Origin of the sequence: Cryobacterium suzukii (assembly GCF_004403185.1) — a bacterium.
Taxonomy (GTDB): Bacteria; Actinomycetota; Actinomycetes; order Actinomycetales; family Microbacteriaceae; genus Cryobacterium; species Cryobacterium suzukii.
This window is the reverse complement of record NZ_SOHJ01000008.1, coordinates 1-21,548: the sequence shown is the minus strand read 5'-3', so window position 1 is coordinate 21,548 and position 21,548 is coordinate 1. Positions and strand designations below refer to the sequence as shown.

The window sequence follows — 21,548 nt, the reverse complement described above, 5'->3', positions numbered from 1 at the left end:
GCACAGATCGGTCGACCGGCGGCAAGCGGATGCTCCGCGCGGCCTAGCCTGCCAGCATGCAGCCCGACCGTTCCCCCCTCGATCTGGAGCGCCTCGCTCCCGCAGCTCGGGGTCGTCCCCGAATGCGCGTCGGCGTCGGAGCGGCGGTCGTGCTTCTGCTGCTTGCCCTCGTCGCCGCCGCCATCGTGTCCGCCTTCGGCCAGCAGGCCGGGCAGCGCACGGTCGGGTCCAAAGCGGTGTCGATCTCCTCGGGCAGCAGCGCGACAGTTGAACCGTTCGACGCAGGAGCGGGTGCCGCGCCCGGCCAGGCGACAGCGACGGACGCCGGCGTCATCATCTTTGTGCACGTTCTGGGAGCTGTGGCCCGTCCCGGCCTGTTTCAGCTGCACGATGGCGACCGAGTCATGGATGCGATCGCTGCTGCCGGTGGTAGAACAGCGGAGGCCGATCCTGCGGGCGTGAACCTGGCGCGCGTTCTCAGTGATGGCGAGCAGTTCTATGTTCCCCGACAGGGCGAGGTGCCACCGGAGCTCCCCTCAGCGGTCGGCGGCTCGGGAGGAGCCAACGCGAAAGCGCCCAAGGTGAACCTCAACACGGCAACGGTGGCCGACCTGGACTCTCTGCCTCGGATCGGCCCGACCATGGCCCAGCGCATCATGGACTACCGCACGAAGAACGGCCGGTTTACGAGCATCGACGGGCTGCGTGACGTCGCGGGGATCGGCGACAAAACCTTCGAGGCTCTCAAAGACTTCATTACGGTATGAACCTCGATCTTCGGCTTGCGTTGCCGGCACTTGCTGTCTGGCTGACCGCCGGCCTGCTGATCGCCGCGCCCGACGGGGCCGTCGCCGTTGCTGTGACGCTGTGGCTGGTGGCGGGCGGCTGTATCGGCATAGTGCTGATCAGCCGAATGCCGCGTCGCATCCAGTGGCCGACAGCGCCGAAGTCCACGCGCTGGCAGACAGCGTGCGCCAGCGTGGTGCTCTGCTGCGCCGGCGCGGCGCTCGTGGCCACCGCCGTCGGCGTGTGGTCGCCGGTTCGGCTGCCGCCGGAGGTGCGCGACGCCGCCGGGTCGCACGCGCCGGTCACCGCCACACTCACTATCTGGTCGGTGCCGGTTGCGGCCAAAGCATTCATCGGCAGCGGACCGTCGGGACGGGTGCGGTACAAGGCCACCCTGACCCAGATCGACAGCCGCGGCAAGACGGCGCACGTCTCAAGCCCGGTCGTCGTGTTCGCCGAAGCAGCCAGGGGCGGAACCGAACCTGAGATCGGGTCAATCCTTGAAGTGCGCGGCACGCTGCGCATGACTGAGCCCGGTGATGCCACGGTCGCCCTGTTATTCACTACCGAGACAGCGCGTCGTGTCGCGGCACCCCCGTGGTGGTTGCAGTGGGCCAACGAGCTGCGAGCCGGGTTCCGGGCGGCCGCGACGAGCCTCGCCGGCGACGGCGGAGACCTGCTGCCGGGCCTGGCCATCGGCGACACGAGCGCCGTCAGCCCCACGCTTGATGCCGCGATGAAGACCAGCTCACTCAGCCACCTGACGGCGGTGTCCGGCGCCAATTGCGCGATCGTCATTGCATCGATCATGCTGCTCGGCGGTTATCTCAGGATGCGCCGCTCCTGGCGCATCGCGCTCTCGTTACTGACGTTGCTCGGCTTCACCATTTTGGTCACACCGGAGCCGAGCGTGCTGCGCTCGGCAGTCATGGCCACGCTGACCCTCGCCTCGATCGGGGCCGGACGACCGGGACGGGGCGTGCCAACCCTGCTTTTCGTTGTGATTGGGCTGCTGGTGAGCGATCCGTGGCTGGCTCGCAATTATGGGTTTGCGCTCTCGGTACTCGCGACTGCCGGACTACTCGTGATCGCCGGTCCGCTGAGCCGGGTGCTCAGTCAGTGGATGCCGCCCGCCCTCGCCGCCATCATCGCCATTCCGCTCGCGGCCCAGCTGGCCTGCCAACCGGTATTAATTCTGCTCAGTCCGAGCCTGCCGCTCTATGGGGTTCCGGCAAATATTCTGGCTGGCCCGGCCGCGCCCGTGGCGACAGTGGTCGGGCTGGTCGCGTGCCTGACCTTGCCGGTGCTGCCAGGGGTGGCGTCTGGGCTGCTCGCACTGGCGTGGATTCCCTCGGCCTGGATTGCCGCCGTCGCGCAAGCGGTTTCGACCCTGCCGGGTAACCGGCTGCCCTGGCTGGGCGGCGCCTGGGGGGTGCTGCTGCTCGCCGTCGGGACCGTGCTCACCCTCGTCGTCGCTCTGCGCGGACCGGGCGCCCGACGCGCGCGCTGGCCGGCGGCAGTGCTCGCCGTGCTTTTGGTCGGGCTGGGCGGCTACGCCGGGTCGCTGATCGGCACCGGAATCGGCCGGGTGGTTTCCTTTCCGCCGAACTGGCAGATAGCGGCGTGTGACATTGGCCAGGGCGACGCCGTGGTCGTGCGTGACGGCGACGCCTACGGTCTCGTTGACGTTGGACCAGACCCCAAGCTGTTGAGTACCTGTCTCAATATCCTGGGCATAACCCGCATCAATCTCCTCGTGCTCACCCACTACGACCTCGACCACATCGGCGGGGTCGACGCCGTCATCGGCCGGGTCGACACGGCCCTCGTCGGCGTGCCCGAGAATGCCCAGGATGAGAGCCTGCACGCGCGCCTCACCACGGGCGGGGCAACCGTGCGGCAGGCCGCGCGCGGCGATTCCGGCACACTGGGCGGCCTGCACTGGAACATCCACTGGCCGGTTCGTGGAGCGACGACCATGCAGGTTGGCAACCCGGGAAGTATCATCATCACGTTCGACGGGCGCGGCATCCGTTCTATTTTCCTCGGCGACCTGGGGCAAGAGGCACAGGATGCCCTGCGTCGCGTGTCACCGCCGGGGCGGGTCGACGTCGTGAAGGTCGCCCATCACGGTTCGGCCGACCAGAGCCCGGAGTTGTACGCGGAACTTCGTGCTCGCGTCGGATTAATCTCGGTCGGGCTGAAGAACACCTACGGTCACCCCACCGACAAGCTGCTCAATATTCTCGCGTCGGTCGGCACCGTGTCGGTGTGCACAGATCGGGAGGGGATGTCGGTCGTGGCGCCGGGAGCCGACGGCACTCTCGTACTCTGGACGGAGAAGGTCGCCGCCCGAGCTCCGCCAGTGTCACCGACCGGAACGCCGGCCGCGGTTTCGGTTGCTCTGCCTGCCGCGGCTGCTCCGGTCGGAGCGGCTCCCGACACGGCTGCTCGGGTCGTCAGCGGTGCGGGATAGGCTGGTTTTATACCCGCACCAAACCCAGGGAGATCGCATTGGCCGCACGACCCGCCACGACCGGCTCCCGGGCCGGCAAGGCAGCCCCCACCCGACCGACTAAGGGCACCGTGATTCCCCAGTTGGGCTGGCATGAGGTGCGTCCCGCCCCGATCGTGCTCGTCTCCGGCACCGAAACATTTCTCGCCGAGCGGGCCATTCGCCAGCTGCGCGATTTTCTCAAGCGTGAAGACCCGAGCCTTGAAATCAGCGATGTGCAGGCGGACAGCTACGCGCCCGGTGAGCTACTCACCCTCGCGAGTCCCTCGTTGTTCGGCGAGCCACGCCTGATTCGAGTCAGCAACGTTGAAAAATGCAGCGACACCTTTCTGGCTGAGGCGCTGGACTACCTGCAGAACCCGGCCGACGACACGTATGTCGTGCTGCGGCACGGCGGGGGAGTGCGCGGCAAGAAGCTACTCGACACCATCCGCGGCGGTCTCGGCGGCGCGATCGAAATCGTCTGCACCGAACTCAAGAAAGACACCGAGAAATACGAGTTTGCGTCGAACGAGTTTAAAGCCGCCGGCAAACGGGTCACGGTCAGCGCCCTGCGCCAGCTAGTGGCCGCGTTCTCTGACGACCTGGCCGAACTCTCCGCGGCCTGCCAGCAGCTCATCTCTGACGCGACGAGCGAGGTCACCGAAACCACGGTCGATCGTTACTACGGTGGTCGGGTCGAAACGAACGCGTTTAAAGTAGCCGACTGGGCCATCGCTGGCCGCAACGGTGAGGCTTTGGTGACGCTGCGCCACGCTCTGTCTTCGGGGGCCGATCCGGTGCCCATCGTCGCGGCGTTCGCCATGAAGATTCGCACCATGGCCAAGGTGTTCGGTGCCCGTGGTGGTTCAGCGCAGCTCGGCGCACAATTCGGACTGGCACCGTGGCAGGTCGAACGCGCGCAAAAAGACCTACGCGGCTGGAGCGACGAGGGCCTTGCCCGCTGTATCCTCGCGCTGGCCGAAACGGATGCCGCGGTGAAGGGCGCCGGGCGCGACCCGGTTTTCGCGCTGGAACGCCTGATCGGCATTATCTCGCGTCGCGGCGAGCAGTAGCGGTTGCCGGTGCATCGTCGCGCCAGACCTCAGCGGTTGCCGGCGTCCGCGACCGTGATGCTCGAGCGGTTCAGGTAGAGCCACACTCCGTGCTGAAAACTCGGATTGCCGCAAACCCGGCTGGCAACCCAGACCGGCAGCAGAGTCGACGAACTGGCCAGATCGGTCTGCTTAGCCAGGGCTTCAAACGATGACGGCAGGCTCGGGCAGTATTCGAGTTGCACTCGCCCGGTAATTTCGGTGAACTGCACCGACACCGGCCGTTCGGCGGGCGGCACCAGAATGCGTAGTGTTCCGAGCCCGACGACGGTCAGCAGGGCGGCGACCGCGAATACCGCACCGAGCCTCGAGCGCGAGCGGATGCGGCGAGCAATGCGCGCAGACCGTGCAGGTTCGAGGTCCCCGGGGTCGTGCTCTACCGCCGAGGCGGCACCGAGGTAGAACATGATTCCAATGATTAGAAGCATGATCGAGGCCAGCCCGATGAGCAGCTGGTTACGCGGACTGCCCGACACGGCATCGTTCGTGTTGACAGCCAGCCACACCGCGACGGCCACGGCTGCGGCGCCGAGCAACGCGGCGACAAAACGAGCGTGCGCACGCTGATGCGGGGCGTTTTCGGCGGTACTGACACTGGTCGGCGGGGTGCTCTTCACGGCGTCAGTCTAGTGGGGCCGCTGGCCCAGCCAGGCCGACTACCGCTTCGTGCCGGGCAGGCCGTCAACAACAAGAAAACCCCCGCCGAAGTGGCGGGGGTTTCTGTGCGACGAGGGGCGGCATCCGCTCGCTGAGAGCCGAGATAATCACCTCACGTGCTGGTGTTGACTAGACGAGTGCGGAAACGGCCTTCGCGATGGCCGACTTCTTGTTCGCAGCCTGGTTCTGGTGAATGACACCCTTGCTGACGGCCTTGTCGAGCTTCTTGGAAGCAAAGGCGAGACCGACGACGGCCTTGTCCTTGTCGCCAGCAGCAATTGCGGTACGAGTCGCGCGAATCGCGGACTTGAACTCGCTCTTGACGGCCTTGTTGCGCTCCTGGGCCTTCTTGTTGGTGCCAATTCGCTTGATCTGCGACTTGATATTTGCCACGTTTTTTACGCTTTCGTTAGGTTCTAGTACGGACAGCCGTTCAGCGGGTAGAGGGCGCTCGAACGGCGAAAATCGTGCGGGGTGGGACCCAACACGCAAGCCAACCACTAACGCTACCAGTAATTGCCCCAACCTCAAACCGCGCCGAGCAGATACCGGCCAGCAGATCACGTCGCGCGGGAGCTGCGGCGCTGCGCGCGAGTTCCGCCTCCCGCGCACTGGCGTAGCTCCCGCGCGACGTGAAAAGGGCTTCGCGACGAGCTACAGCAGGGTCTGCTGCAGATACTGGTCGGAGTCCGTGCAGACCAGGCGGCCGATCGCCCCGTTGACGATTGGAAGTTGCGGCGGGACATGCCCGCACTCGACGTTTCCGATGATGGGCACGCCGAGCTCACCCAGGGCGTCCAGCACGGCCTCGGACTGCGTGAGCGTGGGGGAGTCCTTGGCTGCCGTGCGACCAACAAGCACGGCGGCAGCGCCGTCGAAGAAGCCGGCCAGACGCATCCCGTGCAGAGCGCGGCAGATGGCGGTCGCCTCGTCACCGGCGGCCTCCAGGTAGACGAGGGTGGCGGCATCCGTTTCACCGCGCAGGCGGCTGGTGTCGGCATAGCGGGTCCCGGCGAGATAGGCCAGCGTCTCAATGCAGCCACCGATCAATCGCCCCGTGACGTCGACCGGCCCCGTGCCATCGTCCAGACGCACCCACCGACCGTGGCCGTTCCAGGCGTGCTCGGTGACGTCGGGGTGGGCCGACCAGTCGTCCCGGTCGTTCAGGCGGTGCACATCCGGTGACGACTGACGAAAGGACGCGCCAGCGGGGTGGCTGGCGATCTGCAGCCAATGCATGAGCGACGCTGGCGTCGTGTATGGCGTATCCATGAGGTTGCTGCCGTGAATGGTGGCCATTCCGCTGAGGAGCGTGATGGGCGTGAGCAGCGTGGAAATGTCGGAATAGCCGACGATCCAGGTCGGATCAACGGCGGCGATGGCGTTGAAATCCAGGTGCGCGATGAGATCGATCGCCGTCTCACCGCCCCACGGCGGCACGATGGCACGCACCTGCGGGTCGAGGAGCATCCCCATGAATTCGGCCGCGCGCTGTTTCACCGGCGCGCTGATGTGGGTCGCGCCGTCCATGCACTCCCCGACCACAACCCGGAACCCGCGATCCTCCAGGCTGTGAATTGCGAAGTCAAGTCGCGGCCGGAGCAGCGCGGCCACCCCGCTCGAGGGCGAGGTGACGCCGATCAGGTCGCCGGCACAGAGCGGTCGTGGGTAGCGGATGTCCATGGTCCGATAGTCGCAGGCCGACGCCCCACACGTCCATACGGCTGCGCAGCCACGCGGATGCCGTGACCTCAGGCCGTGCGCGACACCAGCCCGGCAATCCGCAGCAGTATGGCCGTGAAGCGCTCCGGTTGGGCGAGGCTCGACAGGTGCGTCGCCCGTGGCACCACGACGACCTCCCCGGAGCTGCAGGCAGCCAGAAAGCGCCGCTCGTTCAGCCGAAAATGATCGAGCGCACCGTTGACCAGCCAGACCGGTCCGGGATACGCGGCGAGGCTGGCCAGGGGAGTCAGCGTCGAAGTCGCCTGCAGCCCGGAATCCATCACGTCGAGCGCTGCGCCGCCCGCGAGCACATCGCGGGCGCCGGCGGCGGGCAACAGGAGACGCGCCATGTTCTCGTGCAGCCACAAGCCTCGATCGGGCAGTCGATGAATGATCCGGGCCAGCAACCGATATCCCTCGAGCAATACACCCAGCGGTACGGCGCTACACCCGGCGGCGACCAGCCCGGCCACCCGATCGGGATGTTCGGCGGCGTAGGCGACGGCGTAATAGCCGCCGAGTGAGAGGCCAACGAGCAGCACCCGGCCGCCGAGCTCTGCCACCCCGTCGTCGATGGCGGCGAGCGCGGCCGGCACCGTGAACGGCTCATTCATCCGCTGCCCGTGGCCGGGCAGATCGATCGCGAGCACCGGGTAGCCGGCCGCTCGGAGCGTTTGCTCCTGATAACGCCACATCGTGGCCGAGGCACGGATGCCGTGCACGAGCAAAACCGGCACAGGGGCCTCGGAAGTCGCCATACCCGTGAGCCTAGCCAGCCGCAGGTCCAGTCAGCTTGGCGTCTGCCTCTGGCTGCGGCAAATCCCCCTGATCAGCTGGATGGTTGGCCCAGCCCGCAGCGCGCTGGCGACCGTAAAAGCGCGCGGTCCACCCCGTTGCTGCGCAACATGCCTAGGCTGAAGCCATGACAACTGCGCCCACGCCCACTTTGACCGCCATCATCAACGCCCGCGTCGTTCCGGTTCTGGGCGATACCATCCCGAACGGCACTGTGCTGATCGAGAACGGTCGCATCCGCGCCATCGGTGCCGATCTGAGTGTTCCCAGTGGCGCAGAGGTCATCGATGCGAGCGGCAAGTGGGTGCTTCCCGGTTTCATCGAGGCGCACGGGCACGTGGGCATCCACGAAGAGGCAAACGGATGGGCCGGCAACGACACCAACGAAATGACCGGTCCAAACATGGCCGCGGTTCGAGCCATCGACGCCATCAACATTGACGATGAGGGCTTTCGCGACGCGCTCTCCGGCGGAGTCACCACGATCGTGGTCAAGCCCGGCTCCGGCAATCCGATCGGCGGCCAGTCGGTTGCGATCAAGAGCTGGGGCGGCCGCACCATCGACGAACAGGTGATCAGCGAATCGGTGAGCATCAAGAGTGCCCTCGGCGAGAACCCGAAACGGGTCTATGGGGACAAGTCGCAAACCCCGAGCACGCGCCTCGGCGTCAGCCTGGTTATCCGCCAGGCCTTCGTCGACGCGCAGAACTACGTCGAGGCGCGTGATGCCGCCGCCGAGAAGGGCGACGCTTTCACCCGCGACCTCGGCAAGGAAGCCCTGGCCAGGGTGCTCTCCGGCGAACTGGCCTGGGACCAGCACGTGCACCGCCACGACGACATTGCCACGGCCATCCGCTTGGCCGAAGAATTCGGCTATCGTCTCGTGATCAACCACGGCACAGAAGGCCACAAGATCGCCGATGTGCTCGCCGAGAAGAACATTCCGGTCATCTTCGGTCCGATGCTCACCGCACGCACCAAGGTCGAACTGCGCGACCGCGACATCGGCAACCTGGCCGTGCTCGCCGCCGCGGGGGTGCGCGTCGCCATCACGACCGACCATCCCGTCGTACCGGTGAATTTTCTTGTGCACCAGGCCTCCCTGGCTGTGAAGGAGGGGCTGCCGGTGCAGACGGCGCTCGAGGCCCTCACCGTCAACCCGGCTGTGATCCTCGGCCTCGACTCCCGGGTCGGGTCCCTCACCGTTGGCCTCGATGCCGACATCGTGATCTGGTCGGGTGACCCACTCGACCTCGGGTCGCGCGCCGAAATCGTACTCATCGACGGCGTCGAGGTCTACCGCCACAGTGACGGCTTCGGCCGGGTCGTGGAGCGCGCCCACCGCGCCTGACCAGAGTCGGACAGCGCTCTGCAACTCGCGTAGACGGTACAACCCGGCGGAGCATGGAAGAATGGACGAACTATGTCACCCCGAGCCCTTCACGCGCTGGAACCGGCCGCTACTGCCCCCGAGTTCATCCGCAACTTTTGCATCATCGCCCACATCGACCATGGCAAGTCGACGCTCGCCGACCGGATGCTGCAGATCACCGGCGTCGTCGACGAGCGTTCCATGCGGGCCCAGTACCTGGACCGCATGGACATCGAGCGCGAACGCGGCATCACCATCAAGAGCCAGGCCGTGCGGATGCCGTGGGAGCTGGACGGCGTCACCTACGCGCTGAACATGATCGACACCCCCGGCCACGTCGACTTCACCTACGAGGTCTCCCGCAGCCTCGCCGCCTGCGAGGGCGCCATTTTGCTGGTCGACGCGGCCCAGGGCATCGAAGCCCAGACCCTCGCCAACCTCTACCTCGCCCTCGAGAACGACCTCACGATCATCCCGGTGCTCAACAAGATCGACCTGCCGGCGGCCGACCCCGACAAGTACGCCCGCGAATTGGCGAGCCTCATTGGGGGTCGCCCCGAAGACGTGCTGCGCGTCTCCGGCAAGACCGGCGCCGGGGTCCAGGAACTGCTCGACCTCGCCACGACGATGATTCCCGCGCCTCAGGGCAACCCGGATGCCGCCGCCCGGGCCATGATCTTCGACTCGGTCTACGACAGCTACCGCGGCGTCGTTACCTACGTGCGCATGATCGATGGGCACTTGAAGGCCCACGAGAAAATCCAGATGATGTCGACCAAGGCGACCCACGAGATCCTCGAGATCGGCGTCATCTCGCCCGAACCGATCGAGAGCAAGGGGCTCAAGGTCGGCGAGGTCGGCTACCTGATCACCGGCGTGAAGGACGTGCGACAGTCCAAGGTCGGCGACACCATCACGACCGCCCTGCGCCCGGCGACCGACGCGCTGCCCGGCTACAACGAACCGCAGCCCATGGTGTTTTCCGGGCTGTACCCGATCGACGGCAGCGACTACCCGGCGCTGCGCGAAGCGCTCGACAAGCTCAAGCTGTCTGACGCCAGTCTCGGGTACGAGCCGGAGACATCCGTCGCTCTCGGTTTTGGCTTTCGCTGTGGCTTTCTTGGCCTGCTCCACCTCGAGATCATCACCGAACGCCTCGAACGCGAATTCAACATCGACCTCATCACGACGGCGCCCAGCGTGCCATACGAGGTCACCACCGACGACAAACGCACCATCACGGTGACCAACCCGAGCGAATACCCCACCGGAAAAATCGCCAAGGTGCTCGAACCCATGGTCAAGGCCGCCATCCTCGCGCCAAAAGACTACGTCGGCGTCATCATGGAGCTCTGCCAGAGCCGCCGCGGCACACTCCTTGGCATGGAGTACCTCGGCGAAGACCGCGTCGAGATTCGCTACACGATGCCGCTCGGCGAGATCGTGTTCGACTTCTTCGACATGCTCAAGGGCCGCACCGCCGGCTATGCCTCGCTCGACTACGAGCCCTCCGGCGAGCAGGAAGCCGACCTGGTCAAGGTCGACATCCTGCTGCAGGGCGAGCAGGTCGACGCGTTTTCCGCCATCGTGCACCGCGACAAGGCCTATGCCTACGGCGCTCTGATGACCGGTCGCCTGCGCAAACTGATTCCGCGCCAGCAGTTCGAGGTGCCCATCCAGGCCGCGATCGGCGCGCACATCATCGCCCGCGAGAGCATTTCGGCGATGCGTAAAGACGTGCTCGCCAAGTGCTACGGCGGTGACATCTCGCGCAAGCGCAAACTGCTGGAGAAGCAGAAAGAGGGAAAGAAGCGCATGAAGATGGTTGGCCGGGTCGAAGTTCCCCAGGAAGCGTTCATCGCGGCGCTGTCGGGGGACATCGAGACGAAAGACAAGAAGTAAAGCGGATGCGCAGATCCACTTTCACCGACGCCGCCGTCAGCTACGCTGCCATCGGCGGCACGCTGGCGCCCGACCTGATGAGCTATCCGCCCAAGGGGTACCGCCCGATGGAACAGAGCGTCAGGCTGGGCAGTTCACAGGAACGCTTTGAGGCGGCGACGAAGCTGCTGATGACGTGGGGAATCCAGCGCGGCAGCGGCATGGAGGTGACCGATCTTGAAAACGGCACCGGCGTGCAGTACACCCCGGTGACTTTTCAACCCGACGGTACGCCGGCTGCCAGCCAGCAGCATCCGGTGAACGAAGCGACCTTCGACGATGACGGCACCCCGTATATCGCCAACGGTATGACCGCGACGTTGAAAATGAAGGTCTGGCTCTTCGCGGTGACAGCGCCGGTGCGCGTGGTCTACGTCATCGACGAGGCCGCCCGCATCGGGTTCGCCTACGGAACTATGGCCGGTCACCCCGAGAGCGGCGAGGAATCCTTCATCGTCGAACACCGGGACGACGACTCGGTCTGGCTGACCATCCGCTCCTTCTCGCGGGCCAGCACCTGGTACTACCGCCTGGCCTGGCCGGTGCTGCGCTTTCAGCAGACGAAATTCACCAAGCTGTACCTGCGGGCCCTGCACCCCGTCGGCGCGATCAAATAACGCGCATCAAATAGAAACGTACTGGAGCACTACCCATGGCCGGACCCCACCCCGTCGGCGACGCCGCGCCCGACGACGGACTCCTTCCCTCGTCAGCGGCCGTCAGTGCGGCCGAACGCGATTTCGGCGTGTACCTGCACGTGCCGTTCTGCCGGGTGCGCTGCGGCTATTGCGACTTCAATACCTACACCGCGACCGAACTGCGCGGCGTTAAACAGAGCGATTACGCCAGCCAAGCCGTGCTCGAGGTGGAGGCCGCCGGCCGCATCCTTACCGCGTCGGGCGTGCCGGCCCGCGAAGTCGCCACGGTGTTCTTCGGGGGAGGCACGCCAACACTGTTGCCGGTGACCGACCTCGTGAAGATGCTCAGCGCCGTGCGTGACCAGTGGGGCCTGCAGCACGGCGCAGAGGTCACCACCGAGGCCAACCCAGACTCGGTTGATGCCGCCTACCTCGGTGCCCTCGCCGATGCCGGCTTCACCCGCGTGTCGTTCGGCATGCAGTCCGCGGTGCCGCACGTGCTCGCGACGCTTGAACGCACCCACGACCCTGAGCGGGTGCCGCTCGTCGTGGAGTGGGCCCGCGCCGCCGGGCTCGACGTGAGTCTCGACCTGATCTACGGCACGCCGGGGGAGTCCCTGGCCGACTGGCGCACGAGTCTCGAACAGGCGCTCAGCCTGCAGCCGGATCACCTCAGCGCCTATTCGCTCATCGTTGAAGACGGCACCAAGCTGGCCCGGCAGATTCGCCGCGGCGAGGTTGCTCCGACCGACGACGACCAGCAGGCTGACTTCTACGAGCTGGCCGACGAACTTCTCGCCGCCGCCGGGTACGACTGGTATGAGGTCAGCAACTGGGCCACGAGCGACGCCCACCGTTCGCGTCACAACCTCGCTTACTGGACCGGCCAGGACTGGTGGGGCGTCGGCCCCGGCGCTCACAGCCACGTCGGTGGTGTGCGCTGGTGGAACGTCAAGCACCCGGCCGCCTATTCCGAACGGATGCTCGGCGGCCTGTCACCGGCAGCTGGCCGCGAGACGCTCGACGCGCCCACCCGTGAGCTTGAACGCATCCTCTTGCAGAGCCGGATCCGCACCGGAATCCCGGTCGCATCGCTGTCGGCGGAGGGTCGCATCGAGGTCGCCGGACTCATTGCCGATGAGCTCATCAACGCCAAAGCCGCCCTCGCCGGGACAATCGAACTAACCCTGCGCGGACGGCTTCTGGCCGACGCCGTGGTGCGGCGCCTCAGCGATTAGCTAAAGAATTTGATGGTGAGCGGGTAGGCGTATCCTTGGCCGCGATTGGCCGCCAGCGCGGCCAGAATCGAAAAGATAATGCCGAGGACGAAGGCCACCGGCAAAATCAGGTAGCCGATCAGGATGGCCGTCAACGCGGTGGCCACCACGTAGACGATCGTCAGGGTGATCTGAAAGTTCAACGCCGTCGCGCTGTGCGCGCGAATGAACGGACCACGATCCCGCAGCACAATGTAACCGATGAGGCCGGGTAGAAAAGCGAGCAGAATGCCGCCGATGTGAATCAAAGTCGCCCACATTTTCTCGTCGGCGGGGCTCATCGGTTGTTGGGGGACATTCTGCGAATAGGGATTTTGCGGTGGGGTGGATTCATACGGGTTCGTGCGCGGATCGTTCTCGGACATGTGGTCTCCTGTTCGAGCAAATCGGTCTGGTCGGGGCGGTTCCGGCGCTTACTCACCGGAGCCACTCGTACAGTCGTGTACGGGCCACGCCTGTCCCTTCAGACTAATCGTCGTTGTGGTGGACTGACCGCTCGGCTACTTGATCAAGCGAATCGACCACGGGTAACGGTAGTTTCGGCCATCCTTGGCCTGCACAAATCCCAGGATCGAAAAGATCACCCCGGCCAGCCAGACGACCCAACCCAGAAGCGCGAGAATTCCGCCGATCCCAAACGTGACGAGGGCGAGGAAGGTCGAGACGACGATGATGGCGACGTACGCGATCAGGAGCGTGATCTGAAAGTTGAGTGCCTCTTTTGCTTCGGTGTTGGTGAAACGCCCGCGTTCCTTGAACACCAGCCAAATGATCAGGGAGGGCAGCAGGCTCAGGATTCCGCCGAGGTGCGCGAGCGAGGCCCACTGGCGATCGTCGGCTTCTGAAAGTGGGGCGGCCGTGGGCGGGGCGCCGTAGGGGTTCCCACCCGGCTGTTGGCCGTAGCCCGGTTGGCCGTACTGGGGCTGCCCGACGTTCGGTTCACGATAGTTCGGATCGTTCGGAGGTTGTGACTGCGGATCGCTCATGATCGTCCCTTTCACTGCACGCGCTGGGCGGGTATAACGGTAATTAAACCCTCGCTTCGGGCCGCTGGCAATGGGTCTGCTCAGGCAGTCGCGATATGATTAGCAGTCAGCGGATGCGAGTGCCAACGATGTGCCGGCAAACCTGCCTTCCAGTGTGCCTACCGGAGCGCGCGGCAAGCGGCATCCGCTCAACTGAAGCTGAACCCCACGAATCAGGAAGGCGGGCGCAATGGTTTCCGACCGTGGCCTCGATGTGTTGCGCGTCATCGTGCAGGACTACGTTGCCTCGCGTGAACCCGTCGGCTCCAAATCCATCGTTGATCGGCACGCCTTCGGTGTTTCCGCCGCCACTATTCGTAACGACATGGCCCTCCTCGAAGAAGAAGACCTGATCGCAGCGCCGCATACCTCGTCGGGGCGTATCCCCACCGATAAGGGCTACCGAGTTTTCGTCGACCACCTCGCTGATCTGCGACCACTCACTCCGGCGCAACGTCAAGCCATTGAAACCTTTTTGGGTCACGCCGCTGACCTTGACGAGGTGCTCGTGCGCAGTGTGCGACTGCTCTCCCAGCTCACTCATCAGGTCGCGCTCGTGCAGTATCCCTCTGTTTCCCGCGCCAAGGTGCGGCACGTCGAGTTCGTGCCGCTGACCGAGACCCGCATTCTGTCGGTGCTGATCACAGATTCCGGTGGGGTGGAACAGCGCGTGATCGACCTGCCGCGTGCGCTGGATGAGCAGACACTCGTCGAAGTGCGCGCCCGACTCAATGTCGCTGTCGTTGGACTCGGCATGGCCGAGGCCAGTGCCGCCCTCACCGCGAGCGTCTGGCCAGGCGCGCCGACTCTACAACCGCTCGTCGACCTCATCACGAGCACTCTCGCCGACCAAATCGGCGCCAATCGCCAGGATAAACTCGTCATGGCGGGGGCAGCGAACCTCGTGCGCACCGAGGAAGATTTCTCCGGCAGCATCTACCCGGTACTCGAAGCCATCGAAGAGCAGGTGGTGCTGCTGCGCCTGTTCGGCGAGATGGAGACCGACCAGCACGGAGTCTCGGTGAGCATCGGCCGGGAGAATGCGGCTTTCGGCCTGCCAGAGGCGAGTGTGCTGACCAGCGGCTATACCGCAGGCGGCAACCTTGCCCGCCTGGGCGTGCTCGGTCCAACGCGCATGGATTACTCCAACAACATGGCGGCGGTGCGTGCCGTCGCTCGCTACCTCTCCCGCCTGCTCGGCGAGACCTAAGGCTGTTGCCGCCCCGGCGGCTTCATCATTATTTCGAACAACCATCACAACTCAAGGAGAGCCACCTTTGGCTGACCACTACGAAGCGCTTGGCGTTGACCGCGACGCAACCACCGACCAAATTAAAAAGGCCTACCGCCGCCTCGCCCGTGAACTGCACCCCGACGTCAATCCTGGCGCTGAAGCGTCGGAACGGTTTAAGAGCATCACCCACGCCTACGACGTGCTGAGCGACGCGAAACAACGTCAGAAATACGATCAGGGTGGCGGTCAGAATGGCGGCTTCGACGGGCAGAACTTCGGCAACTTCGGCGACATCTTCGAGACCTTCTTCGGCGGGGGAGGAGGCAGCAGCCGTGGCCCGCGATCCCGCCGCGAACGCGGCCAGGACGCCCTCATCCGGGTTGAACTCGACCTCGATGAGGTCATCTTCGGCACGCACCGCGATCTCGAGGTCGATACCGCGATCGTGTGCGACACCTGCAAGGGCTCCTGCTGCGCCCCCGGAACATCACCGATCACCTGTGATATCTGCCACGGTACCGGCAGCATCCAGCGCGCCGTTCGGTCCCTGCTCGGCAACGTGATGACATCGAGCCCGTGCGGCACCTGCCGCGGCTACGGCACTATCATCGCAACGCCGTGCATGACCTGCTCCGGTCAGGGCCGCGTGCGCGCCCGACGTACGGTTCCGGTAGACATTCCGGCCGGAGTCGACACCGGCCTGCGCCTGCAGATGCCCGGCAGCGGAGAGGCCGGTCCGGCCTCAGGCCCGAATGGCGACCTCTACCTCGAGATGAAGGTGCGCCACCACGACGTGTTCAGTCGCGACGGCGACGACCTCATGTGTTCGCTCGACGTGTCGATGACGAGTGCAATTCTTGGCACTAACGTCACAGTGAAGGCTCTCGACGGTGACATCGAAGTCGAGATTCGGCCTGGTTCGCAAAGCTCAGAGGTGCTCACGATTAAGGACCGTGGCATCACCAAGCTGCGCGGCAGTGGCCGAGGTGATTTGAAGATCGGCATCCACGTGCTTACGCCGACCAAGCTCGACCACAAGGAACGCGACCTGATCGAGCAGTTCGCTGCCCGTTATGCAGCGCCTGCGCCCACCCTGAGCCAGTACCAGCAGGGCTTGTTCGCGAAGCTGCGCGACCGGTTCCTCGGCTGACGTGGCACATTTTTATCTGCAGGAAACGCTCCGGGCGGCGCAGTGTCGTCCGGGGGCGGTCGTTTCTGTTGATGGCGCTGAGGCGCGGCACGCGGTCACGGTCAGCCGGGTTCGTCCCGGAGACCGGCTCCGCGTTGGCAATGGAGCCGGGTTGCTGCTGCAGGGAACGGTGCTGACGGCGGAGGCCATGGTGTTGACCCTGCGCGTCGATGACGCGAGCGAGACCGCGGCGGCGACGCCGCGCATCCGTTTGGTGCAGGCCCTCGCCAAGGGTGATCGCGATGAACTGGCCATTCAGGCTGCCACCGAACTCGGCGTCGATGGCGTCATTCCCTGGGCCGCAGCCCGTTCCATCACCAAGTGGGAGGGCCAGAAGATAGCCAAGGGCCACGAACGCTGGACCAGCATCGTGCGTGAGGCCAGCAAACAGTCCATTCGGGCCTGGCTGCCAGAGGTTGCCCCGCTCGCCAGCACCAAACAACTGGCCGTGCTCGCCGCCACCACACGGATGCTGCTGCTCGACCCGACCGCGAGCGGTCGCCTCACCGAGGTGGCCGCGCCCACCGACGACCGCGACATTCTGCTCGTCGTCGGGCCAGAGGGCGGAATCTCCCCGGCCGAACTGCTACTTCTGGAACAAGCCGGCGCGACCCAGGTACGCCTCGGTGACACCGTGCTGCGCACGTCGACCGCCGGTCCCGCCGCCCTCGCAATCCTCAATGCGACCCTGGGTCGTTGGTAGCGCGTGCCGCTGGTAGCGCCGCTTAAGATAGAGGTATGTCTTCTTCCGGTTTTGAACCGACCATTTTCAGCCGCATCATCGCGCGTGAGATTCCGGCGACGATCGTCGCCGAGACCGAACACATCATCGCGTTTCTTGACATTGCCCCGAAAGCCCCGGTGCACGTCGTCGTCACCACCAAAGACCCGCAGTACCAGAACGTGGTCGAACTGGCCGCAGGCAACCCCGCCCTCCTGGCCGAACTCGTCGCGGTAGCCGAGCGCATCGCTGACGAACGAACCAACGGGCAATTCCGCCTCGTCTTCAACACCGGGGCGGCCGCTGGCCAGACTGTCTTCCACGTGCACGCCCACGTGCTGGGCAGTCAGGAATCGACCGACTCGCTGGGGGAGGACTCGCTTGGCGCCCTCTGAGCCCCACAACGCCAGATCCGACGCGAGCGCTAACACCAAATTGCGCTTCACCGTCGACGGCGTCGCCATGGTGCGCCTGCTCGGTCCCGAAGATCGCTACCTGAGCACCATCGAGGCTGCCTACCCCAGGGTTGACGTGCACGTGCGCGGCAATGACGTCACCCTCGGCGGCTCGGTCGCCGAGGTGGCGGCAGTGCGCCTGCTGATCGAGGAACTGCAACTGGCTCTGCGCACTGGCCACGATCTCGGCGAGACCGAAGTTGCCACCTCAGCGCGGATGCTCGCCGCAGACAGCTCCGTGAGTCCATCCGCCCAACTCGGTGCCCCCATTCTCACGGCGCGGAACAAGAGCATTCGGGCCAAGTCGATCGGGCAGAAGGACTATGTCGACGCGATTGATGACAACACGATCGTGTTCGGCATCGGCCCGGCCGGAACCGGCAAGACCTACCTCGCCATGGCGAAAGCGGTGCGGGCGCTGCAGAACAAAGAGGTCGAGCGCATAATCCTGACCCGCCCGGCCGTTGAGGCTGGGGAACGGCTTGGTTTTCTGCCTGGCACCCTCACCGACAAGATCGACCCGTACCTGCGCCCGCTCTACGATGCGCTCGGCGAGATGCTTGACCCAGAGCTCATTCCTAAATTGCTCGCTGCTGGCACGATCGAGGTGGCACCGCTGGCCTACATGCGCGGGCGCACCCTCAATGCGAGCTTTGTCGTGCTCGACGAAGCCCAGAACACCACGCCGGAGCAGATGAAGATGTTCCTGACCCGCCTGGGATTCGGCTCGAAGATGGTCATCACCGGAGACGTCACCCAGATCGACCTGCCGGCGGGCACGAGTGGCCTGAAACTGGTCACGCGCGTGCTCGACGGGATCGACGACATCCACTTTGCTTATTTGACCAGTGCCGATGTCGTGCGGCACTCGCTTGTTGGGCGCATCGTCGATGCCTACACCGAATACGACGCGCAGAGGCAGGCCCTTCGCCAGGAGAGTGCTGAAGCCCGAGAATTTGCCACCCGTGGCCCCCAGCGCACGAGCGCTTCGGGCCGCAACCCGAAACGGAGTTCCAGTTGAGCATCGAAATTAACAACGAGTCGGCTATCCCGGTCGATGAGGCTGCCATTTTGCGTCTCGCTGCCTTCGCGCTCGACACCATGCACGTACACGCCGACGCCGAGCTCGCCATCGTGCTCGTCGATGAGGGTGCCATGGAACAGCTGCACGTGCAGTGGATGGATGAACCCGGCCCCACCGACGTGCTGAGCTTTCCCATGGACGAACTGCGCCCCGGTACAGAGGAGCAGGAGACCCCGCCGGGTCTGCTGGGCGACATCGTGCTCTGCCCGCAGGTTGCCAAGGAGCAGGCAGAGACCGCGGGTCACAGCACCCTCGATGAGCTGCTGCTGCTCACCACCCACGGCGTGCTGCACCTGCTCGGCTTTGATCACGCGGAACCGGACGAGGAGAAGGAGATGTTTGGTATTCAGCGCGATATCCTCATCGGTTTCGCCATGCAGGAACGACAACGCCCCTGATGCACATCGTCTGGTTCATTTACGCGGCCGTGGTCCTGGTCGTTTTTGCCGGATTGATGGCCGCCGTCGACGCCGCGATCATGACTCAGTCCCGGGCCGACATCGCAAACATGGTGGCGAATCATCGCGCCAAACGGTCGTTGCAGGCCATCGCCGACGATACCGGCGCGCACCTGAATGCGATCAATTTCATTCGCATCACCGCCGAGACCACGGCCGCCGTCTTGGTCACCCTGGTCTTCGCGACCACGATCGAGGCCGTCTGGCTCGCTTTGCTGCTGTCGGCGCTCATCATGACCTCGGTGTCGTTTGTGCTCGTCGGTGCCAGCCCGCGCAGCGTCGGACGGGCCCACCCGGTCGGCTTGCTGGCCGCGACCGCGCTGCTCGTGCACGTCGGACGCGTTCTGCTCGGACCCATCGCGAACGCACTCGTCGCCCTCGGCAACCGGGTCACTCCCGGTCGCACCAAGCTGGCGACATTCACCTCCGAAGACCAGCTGCTCAGCATGGTGGACGAGGCCACAGAACTTGATGTGATCGAGGAAGACGACCGCGAGCTCATTCACTCCATCTTCGAGTTCAGTGAGACGGTCGTACGCGAGGTGATGATTCCGCGCACCGACATGATCACCATCGACGCCGACGCCAGTATCGACGCGGCCATGGGCCTGTTCCTGAGCAGCGGCACCTCGCGCCTGCCCGTGTTGGACGGTGAGGTCGACGACGTTGCCGGCATCCTCTACCTGCGTGATGTGGCCCGACTGGTTTTCGAGCGGCCGATCAACGCCCTTCAGCTCACCGTGGCCGACCTGGCCAGGCCGGCCGTGTTTGTGCCGGAGTCGAAGAAGGCCGACGACATGCTGCGACAGATGCAGTTGGAGTCCAACCACCTGGCCATGGTCGTCGATGAGTACGGCGGAATCGCCGGACTACTCACCCTGGAAGACCTGATCGAGGAGCTCGTCGGTGACATTTCCGACGAATATGACCGTGACGTGGTCGAGGTCGAAGACCTCGGCGGCGGGCATTTTCGGGTGAGTGCGCGACTTCCGGTCGATGAACTGGGTGAGCTGTTCGATCTCGAACTCGACGATGACGACGTCGACTCGGTGGGTGGCCTGCTGGCCAAGGCCCTCGGGCGGCTTCCCGTCGCCGGGTCGGTTGCCTCGGTCAGCGGGCTCAACCTCACCGCCGAGCGCACCGAGGGCCGCCGCAAGCGCATCAGCACCGTGCTGGTGGAACGCGACGCGGCTCTGATCGATGCGCAAACAGCATTCCTCACGGTACCGACGAGTACCCCAAGAACAGTGTCAGATGATGAAGGAGAACGGTCATGACCGGAGCAACCGAGGCACTCCCCGCCGATTATCGAGCGGGATTCGTCTCGTTCGTGGGACGGCCCAACGTGGGCAAGTCCACCCTGACGAACGCACTGGTGGGTGAGAAAGTTGCAATCACCTCGTCGAAGCCGCAAACCACCCGCCGCGCCATTCGCGGTATCGTGCACCAGAAGAACGGCCAGCTCATCCTGGTGGACACCCCCGGCATCCACCGTCCGCGCACCCTCCTCGGTGAGCGACTCAACAGCCTCGTCACCGCGACTCTGGCCGGCGTCGACGTGATCGGCCTCTGCATCCCGGCCAACGAGCCGATCGGCCCGGGCGACAAGTTCATCAACGAGCAACTGGATGCCTTCCCCCGCGCAAAAAAGGTCGCCATCGTCACCAAGATTGATGCGTCCTCTAAAACCAACGTTGCCAACCAGTTGCTGGCTGTTTCACAGTTGCGGGACTGGGAGGCGATCGTGCCGATCTCCTCGACCAGCCGCATCCAGCTGGACACTCTCGCGACGGAACTGCTGCGCCTGCTGCCGCACGCGGATGCCCCGCTGTACCCGGCCGACGCCGTCACGGACGAGACCCTCGAATCGCGCATCTCGGAGTTCATTCGCGAGGCCGCCCTCGAGGGCGTCACCGACGAACTGCCGCACTCCATAGCCGTCACCATCGATGACATCATCGAGCGCGACGACCAGGAACTGGTCGAAATCTATGCCAATCTGTTCGTCGAACGGGACAGTCAAAAGGGCATCATCATCGGCAAGTCCGGCAGCCGGTTGAAGGATGTCGGCACCCGCGCCCGCAAGCAGATCGAACCGCTCGTCGGCAAGCGAGTCTTTCTCTCGCTGCGGGTAAAGATCGCGAAGGAATGGCAGCGCGACCCGAAGCAGCTCGGGCGTCTCGGCTTCTAACGCGCCGGTCTGGCGCCTCCGATATCCGCCCGGAAAACCGCCAGCTCGCCAGCTCGCCCGTACTGCCGTACTGCCGTGCAAATCTGATTCCACGGTTCAAAAATCGTCGTGCGGGTGACCCCGTCTCGGGTCGTCCGCACGCCGTTGTTAAACGTGTCGAGATCACCATCTCGTGACTCGCCGCGGCTGCGCTGCAGACCAGGAGCGGCCCGTGCAGGTGCGCGCTGAGTTTCTGGGGTGCCAGCTACAGCTTTCTCGCGCGGGCGAGCTTTTAGTTTTGGTAAGCGTCGTGCGGGTTTCCCGGTTTCGGGTCGTCTTCATCTCGCTGGTCGAGCTTGCCGTCTCGTGATGCGCCGCTGTGTGCGATTTCAGCTAGCGGGGTGGTCGGTAGTAG

21 protein-coding genes are annotated in these 21,548 nt (G+C 65.0%); 15 read left to right on the top strand and 6 right to left on the bottom strand.

Annotation, left to right across the window (positions count from 1 at the left end; all coding sequences use genetic code 11):
- Positions 1-56 precede the first annotated feature (56 nt).
- Genes E3T39_RS08035 through holA form a run of 3 tightly spaced genes read left to right on the top strand, consistent with a single transcriptional unit; the run spans position 57 to position 4,356 of the window.
- A complete protein-coding gene (locus E3T39_RS08035; protein ID WP_134514225.1) occupies positions 57-767 on the top strand; it encodes a helix-hairpin-helix domain-containing protein in 711 nt (236 codons plus the stop codon).
- Complete coding sequence (locus tag E3T39_RS08030) at positions 764-3,262, top strand: ComEC/Rec2 family competence protein (protein WP_134514223.1); 2,499 nt, start codon at positions 764-766, stop codon at positions 3,260-3,262. The genes E3T39_RS08035 and E3T39_RS08030 overlap by 4 nt, the downstream gene beginning before the upstream one ends.
- 38 nt (positions 3,263-3,300) lie before the next feature.
- Positions 3,301-4,356, top strand: a complete 1,056-nt coding sequence (holA, locus tag E3T39_RS08025; protein ID WP_134514221.1) for a DNA polymerase III subunit delta — start codon at positions 3,301-3,303, stop codon at positions 4,354-4,356.
- Between the two features lie 29 nt (positions 4,357-4,385).
- Here the strand turns inward: holA and E3T39_RS08020 are convergent, their stop codons facing one another.
- The 4 genes from E3T39_RS08020 to E3T39_RS08005 all read right to left on the bottom strand — a co-directional run bounded on the left by E3T39_RS08020 (position 4,386) and on the right by E3T39_RS08005 (position 7,532).
- A complete protein-coding gene (locus tag E3T39_RS08020) occupies positions 4,386-5,012 on the bottom strand; it encodes a hypothetical protein (protein ID WP_134514219.1) in 627 nt (208 codons plus the stop codon).
- 169 nt (positions 5,013-5,181) lie between these two features.
- Positions 5,182-5,445: a 30S ribosomal protein S20 gene (rpsT, locus tag E3T39_RS08015; RefSeq protein WP_092339797.1), complete on the bottom strand. Its 264-nt coding sequence runs from the start codon at positions 5,443-5,445 to the stop codon at positions 5,182-5,184.
- 261 nt (positions 5,446-5,706) lie between these two features.
- Positions 5,707-6,735, bottom strand: coding sequence for a S66 family peptidase (locus E3T39_RS08010; protein ID WP_134514217.1), 1,029 nt, complete (start codon positions 6,733-6,735; stop codon positions 5,707-5,709).
- Positions 6,736-6,803: 68 nt separating this feature from the next.
- Positions 6,804-7,532: an alpha/beta fold hydrolase gene (locus tag E3T39_RS08005; RefSeq protein ID WP_134514215.1), complete on the bottom strand. Its 729-nt coding sequence runs from the start codon at positions 7,530-7,532 to the stop codon at positions 6,804-6,806.
- Between the two features lie 164 nt (positions 7,533-7,696).
- On the opposite strand from E3T39_RS08005, the gene E3T39_RS08000 reads away from it, so the two are divergent.
- The 4 genes from E3T39_RS08000 (at position 7,697) to hemW (ending at position 12,758) form a co-directional block, all read left to right on the top strand.
- A complete protein-coding gene (locus E3T39_RS08000) occupies positions 7,697-8,920 on the top strand; it encodes an amidohydrolase (RefSeq protein ID WP_134514213.1) in 1,224 nt (407 codons plus the stop codon).
- Positions 8,921-8,992: 72 nt separating this feature from the next.
- Positions 8,993-10,843: a translation elongation factor 4 gene (gene lepA / locus E3T39_RS07995; RefSeq protein ID WP_104191847.1), complete on the top strand. Its 1,851-nt coding sequence runs from the start codon at positions 8,993-8,995 to the stop codon at positions 10,841-10,843.
- 5 nt (positions 10,844-10,848) lie between these two features.
- Positions 10,849-11,499 carry a DUF1990 family protein gene (locus E3T39_RS07990; protein ID WP_134514212.1) on the top strand — a complete coding sequence of 217 codons (651 nt, stop codon included), beginning with the start codon at positions 10,849-10,851 and terminating at the stop codon, positions 11,497-11,499.
- Positions 11,500-11,534: 35 nt separating this feature from the next.
- Complete coding sequence (gene hemW / locus E3T39_RS07985; RefSeq protein WP_134514210.1) at positions 11,535-12,758, top strand: radical SAM family heme chaperone HemW; 1,224 nt, start codon at positions 11,535-11,537, stop codon at positions 12,756-12,758.
- On the opposite strand, the gene E3T39_RS07980 is transcribed toward hemW, so the two are convergent.
- Together E3T39_RS07980 and E3T39_RS07975 are read right to left on the bottom strand one after the other, a co-directional pair.
- Positions 12,755-13,162, bottom strand: a complete 408-nt coding sequence (locus tag E3T39_RS07980) for a DUF4870 domain-containing protein (RefSeq protein ID WP_241979595.1) — start codon at positions 13,160-13,162, stop codon at positions 12,755-12,757. The two genes, hemW and E3T39_RS07980, sit on opposite strands and share 4 nt — an antisense overlap.
- Positions 13,163-13,297: 135 nt before the next feature.
- Positions 13,298-13,783 carry a DUF4870 domain-containing protein gene (locus E3T39_RS07975; RefSeq protein WP_134514208.1) on the bottom strand — a complete coding sequence of 162 codons (486 nt, stop codon included), beginning with the start codon at positions 13,781-13,783 and terminating at the stop codon, positions 13,298-13,300.
- Between the two features lie 229 nt (positions 13,784-14,012).
- Here E3T39_RS07975 and hrcA point away from each other — a divergent pair, with 229 nt between their 5' ends.
- The 8 genes from hrcA to era all read left to right on the top strand — a co-directional run bounded on the left by hrcA (position 14,013) and on the right by era (position 21,154).
- Positions 14,013-15,032 carry a heat-inducible transcriptional repressor HrcA gene (gene hrcA / locus E3T39_RS07970; RefSeq protein ID WP_134514206.1) on the top strand — a complete coding sequence of 340 codons (1,020 nt, stop codon included), beginning with the start codon at positions 14,013-14,015 and terminating at the stop codon, positions 15,030-15,032.
- Positions 15,033-15,099: 67 nt separating this feature from the next.
- On the top strand, positions 15,100-16,206 hold the full coding sequence (dnaJ, locus tag E3T39_RS07965; protein WP_134514204.1) for a molecular chaperone DnaJ: 1,107 nt from the start codon (positions 15,100-15,102) through the stop codon (positions 16,204-16,206).
- A gap of 1 nt (position 16,207) precedes the next feature.
- A complete protein-coding gene (locus E3T39_RS07960) occupies positions 16,208-16,948 on the top strand; it encodes a 16S rRNA (uracil(1498)-N(3))-methyltransferase (RefSeq protein WP_134514202.1) in 741 nt (246 codons plus the stop codon).
- A gap of 35 nt (positions 16,949-16,983) precedes the next feature.
- Positions 16,984-17,361, top strand: coding sequence for an HIT domain-containing protein (locus tag E3T39_RS07955; protein WP_134514200.1), 378 nt, complete (start codon positions 16,984-16,986; stop codon positions 17,359-17,361).
- On the top strand, positions 17,348-18,442 hold the full coding sequence (locus tag E3T39_RS07950; protein ID WP_420898152.1) for a PhoH family protein: 1,095 nt from the start codon (positions 17,348-17,350) through the stop codon (positions 18,440-18,442). The genes E3T39_RS07955 and E3T39_RS07950 overlap by 14 nt, the downstream gene beginning before the upstream one ends.
- Entirely contained in the window at positions 18,439-18,903 is a 465-nt protein-coding gene (gene ybeY / locus E3T39_RS07945) for an rRNA maturation RNase YbeY (protein WP_134514198.1), read from the top strand. Before E3T39_RS07950 ends, ybeY begins: the two co-directional genes overlap by 4 nt.
- Positions 18,903-20,240 (top strand): hemolysin family protein, encoded by a 1,338-nt coding sequence (locus E3T39_RS07940; protein WP_174845107.1) that lies wholly within the window; start codon positions 18,903-18,905, stop codon positions 20,238-20,240. The genes ybeY and E3T39_RS07940 overlap by 1 nt, the downstream gene beginning before the upstream one ends.
- On the top strand, positions 20,237-21,154 hold the full coding sequence (gene era, locus E3T39_RS07935) for a GTPase Era (protein ID WP_134514196.1): 918 nt from the start codon (positions 20,237-20,239) through the stop codon (positions 21,152-21,154). Before E3T39_RS07940 ends, era begins: the two co-directional genes overlap by 4 nt.
- The last annotated feature ends 394 nt before the right edge of the window (positions 21,155-21,548 follow it).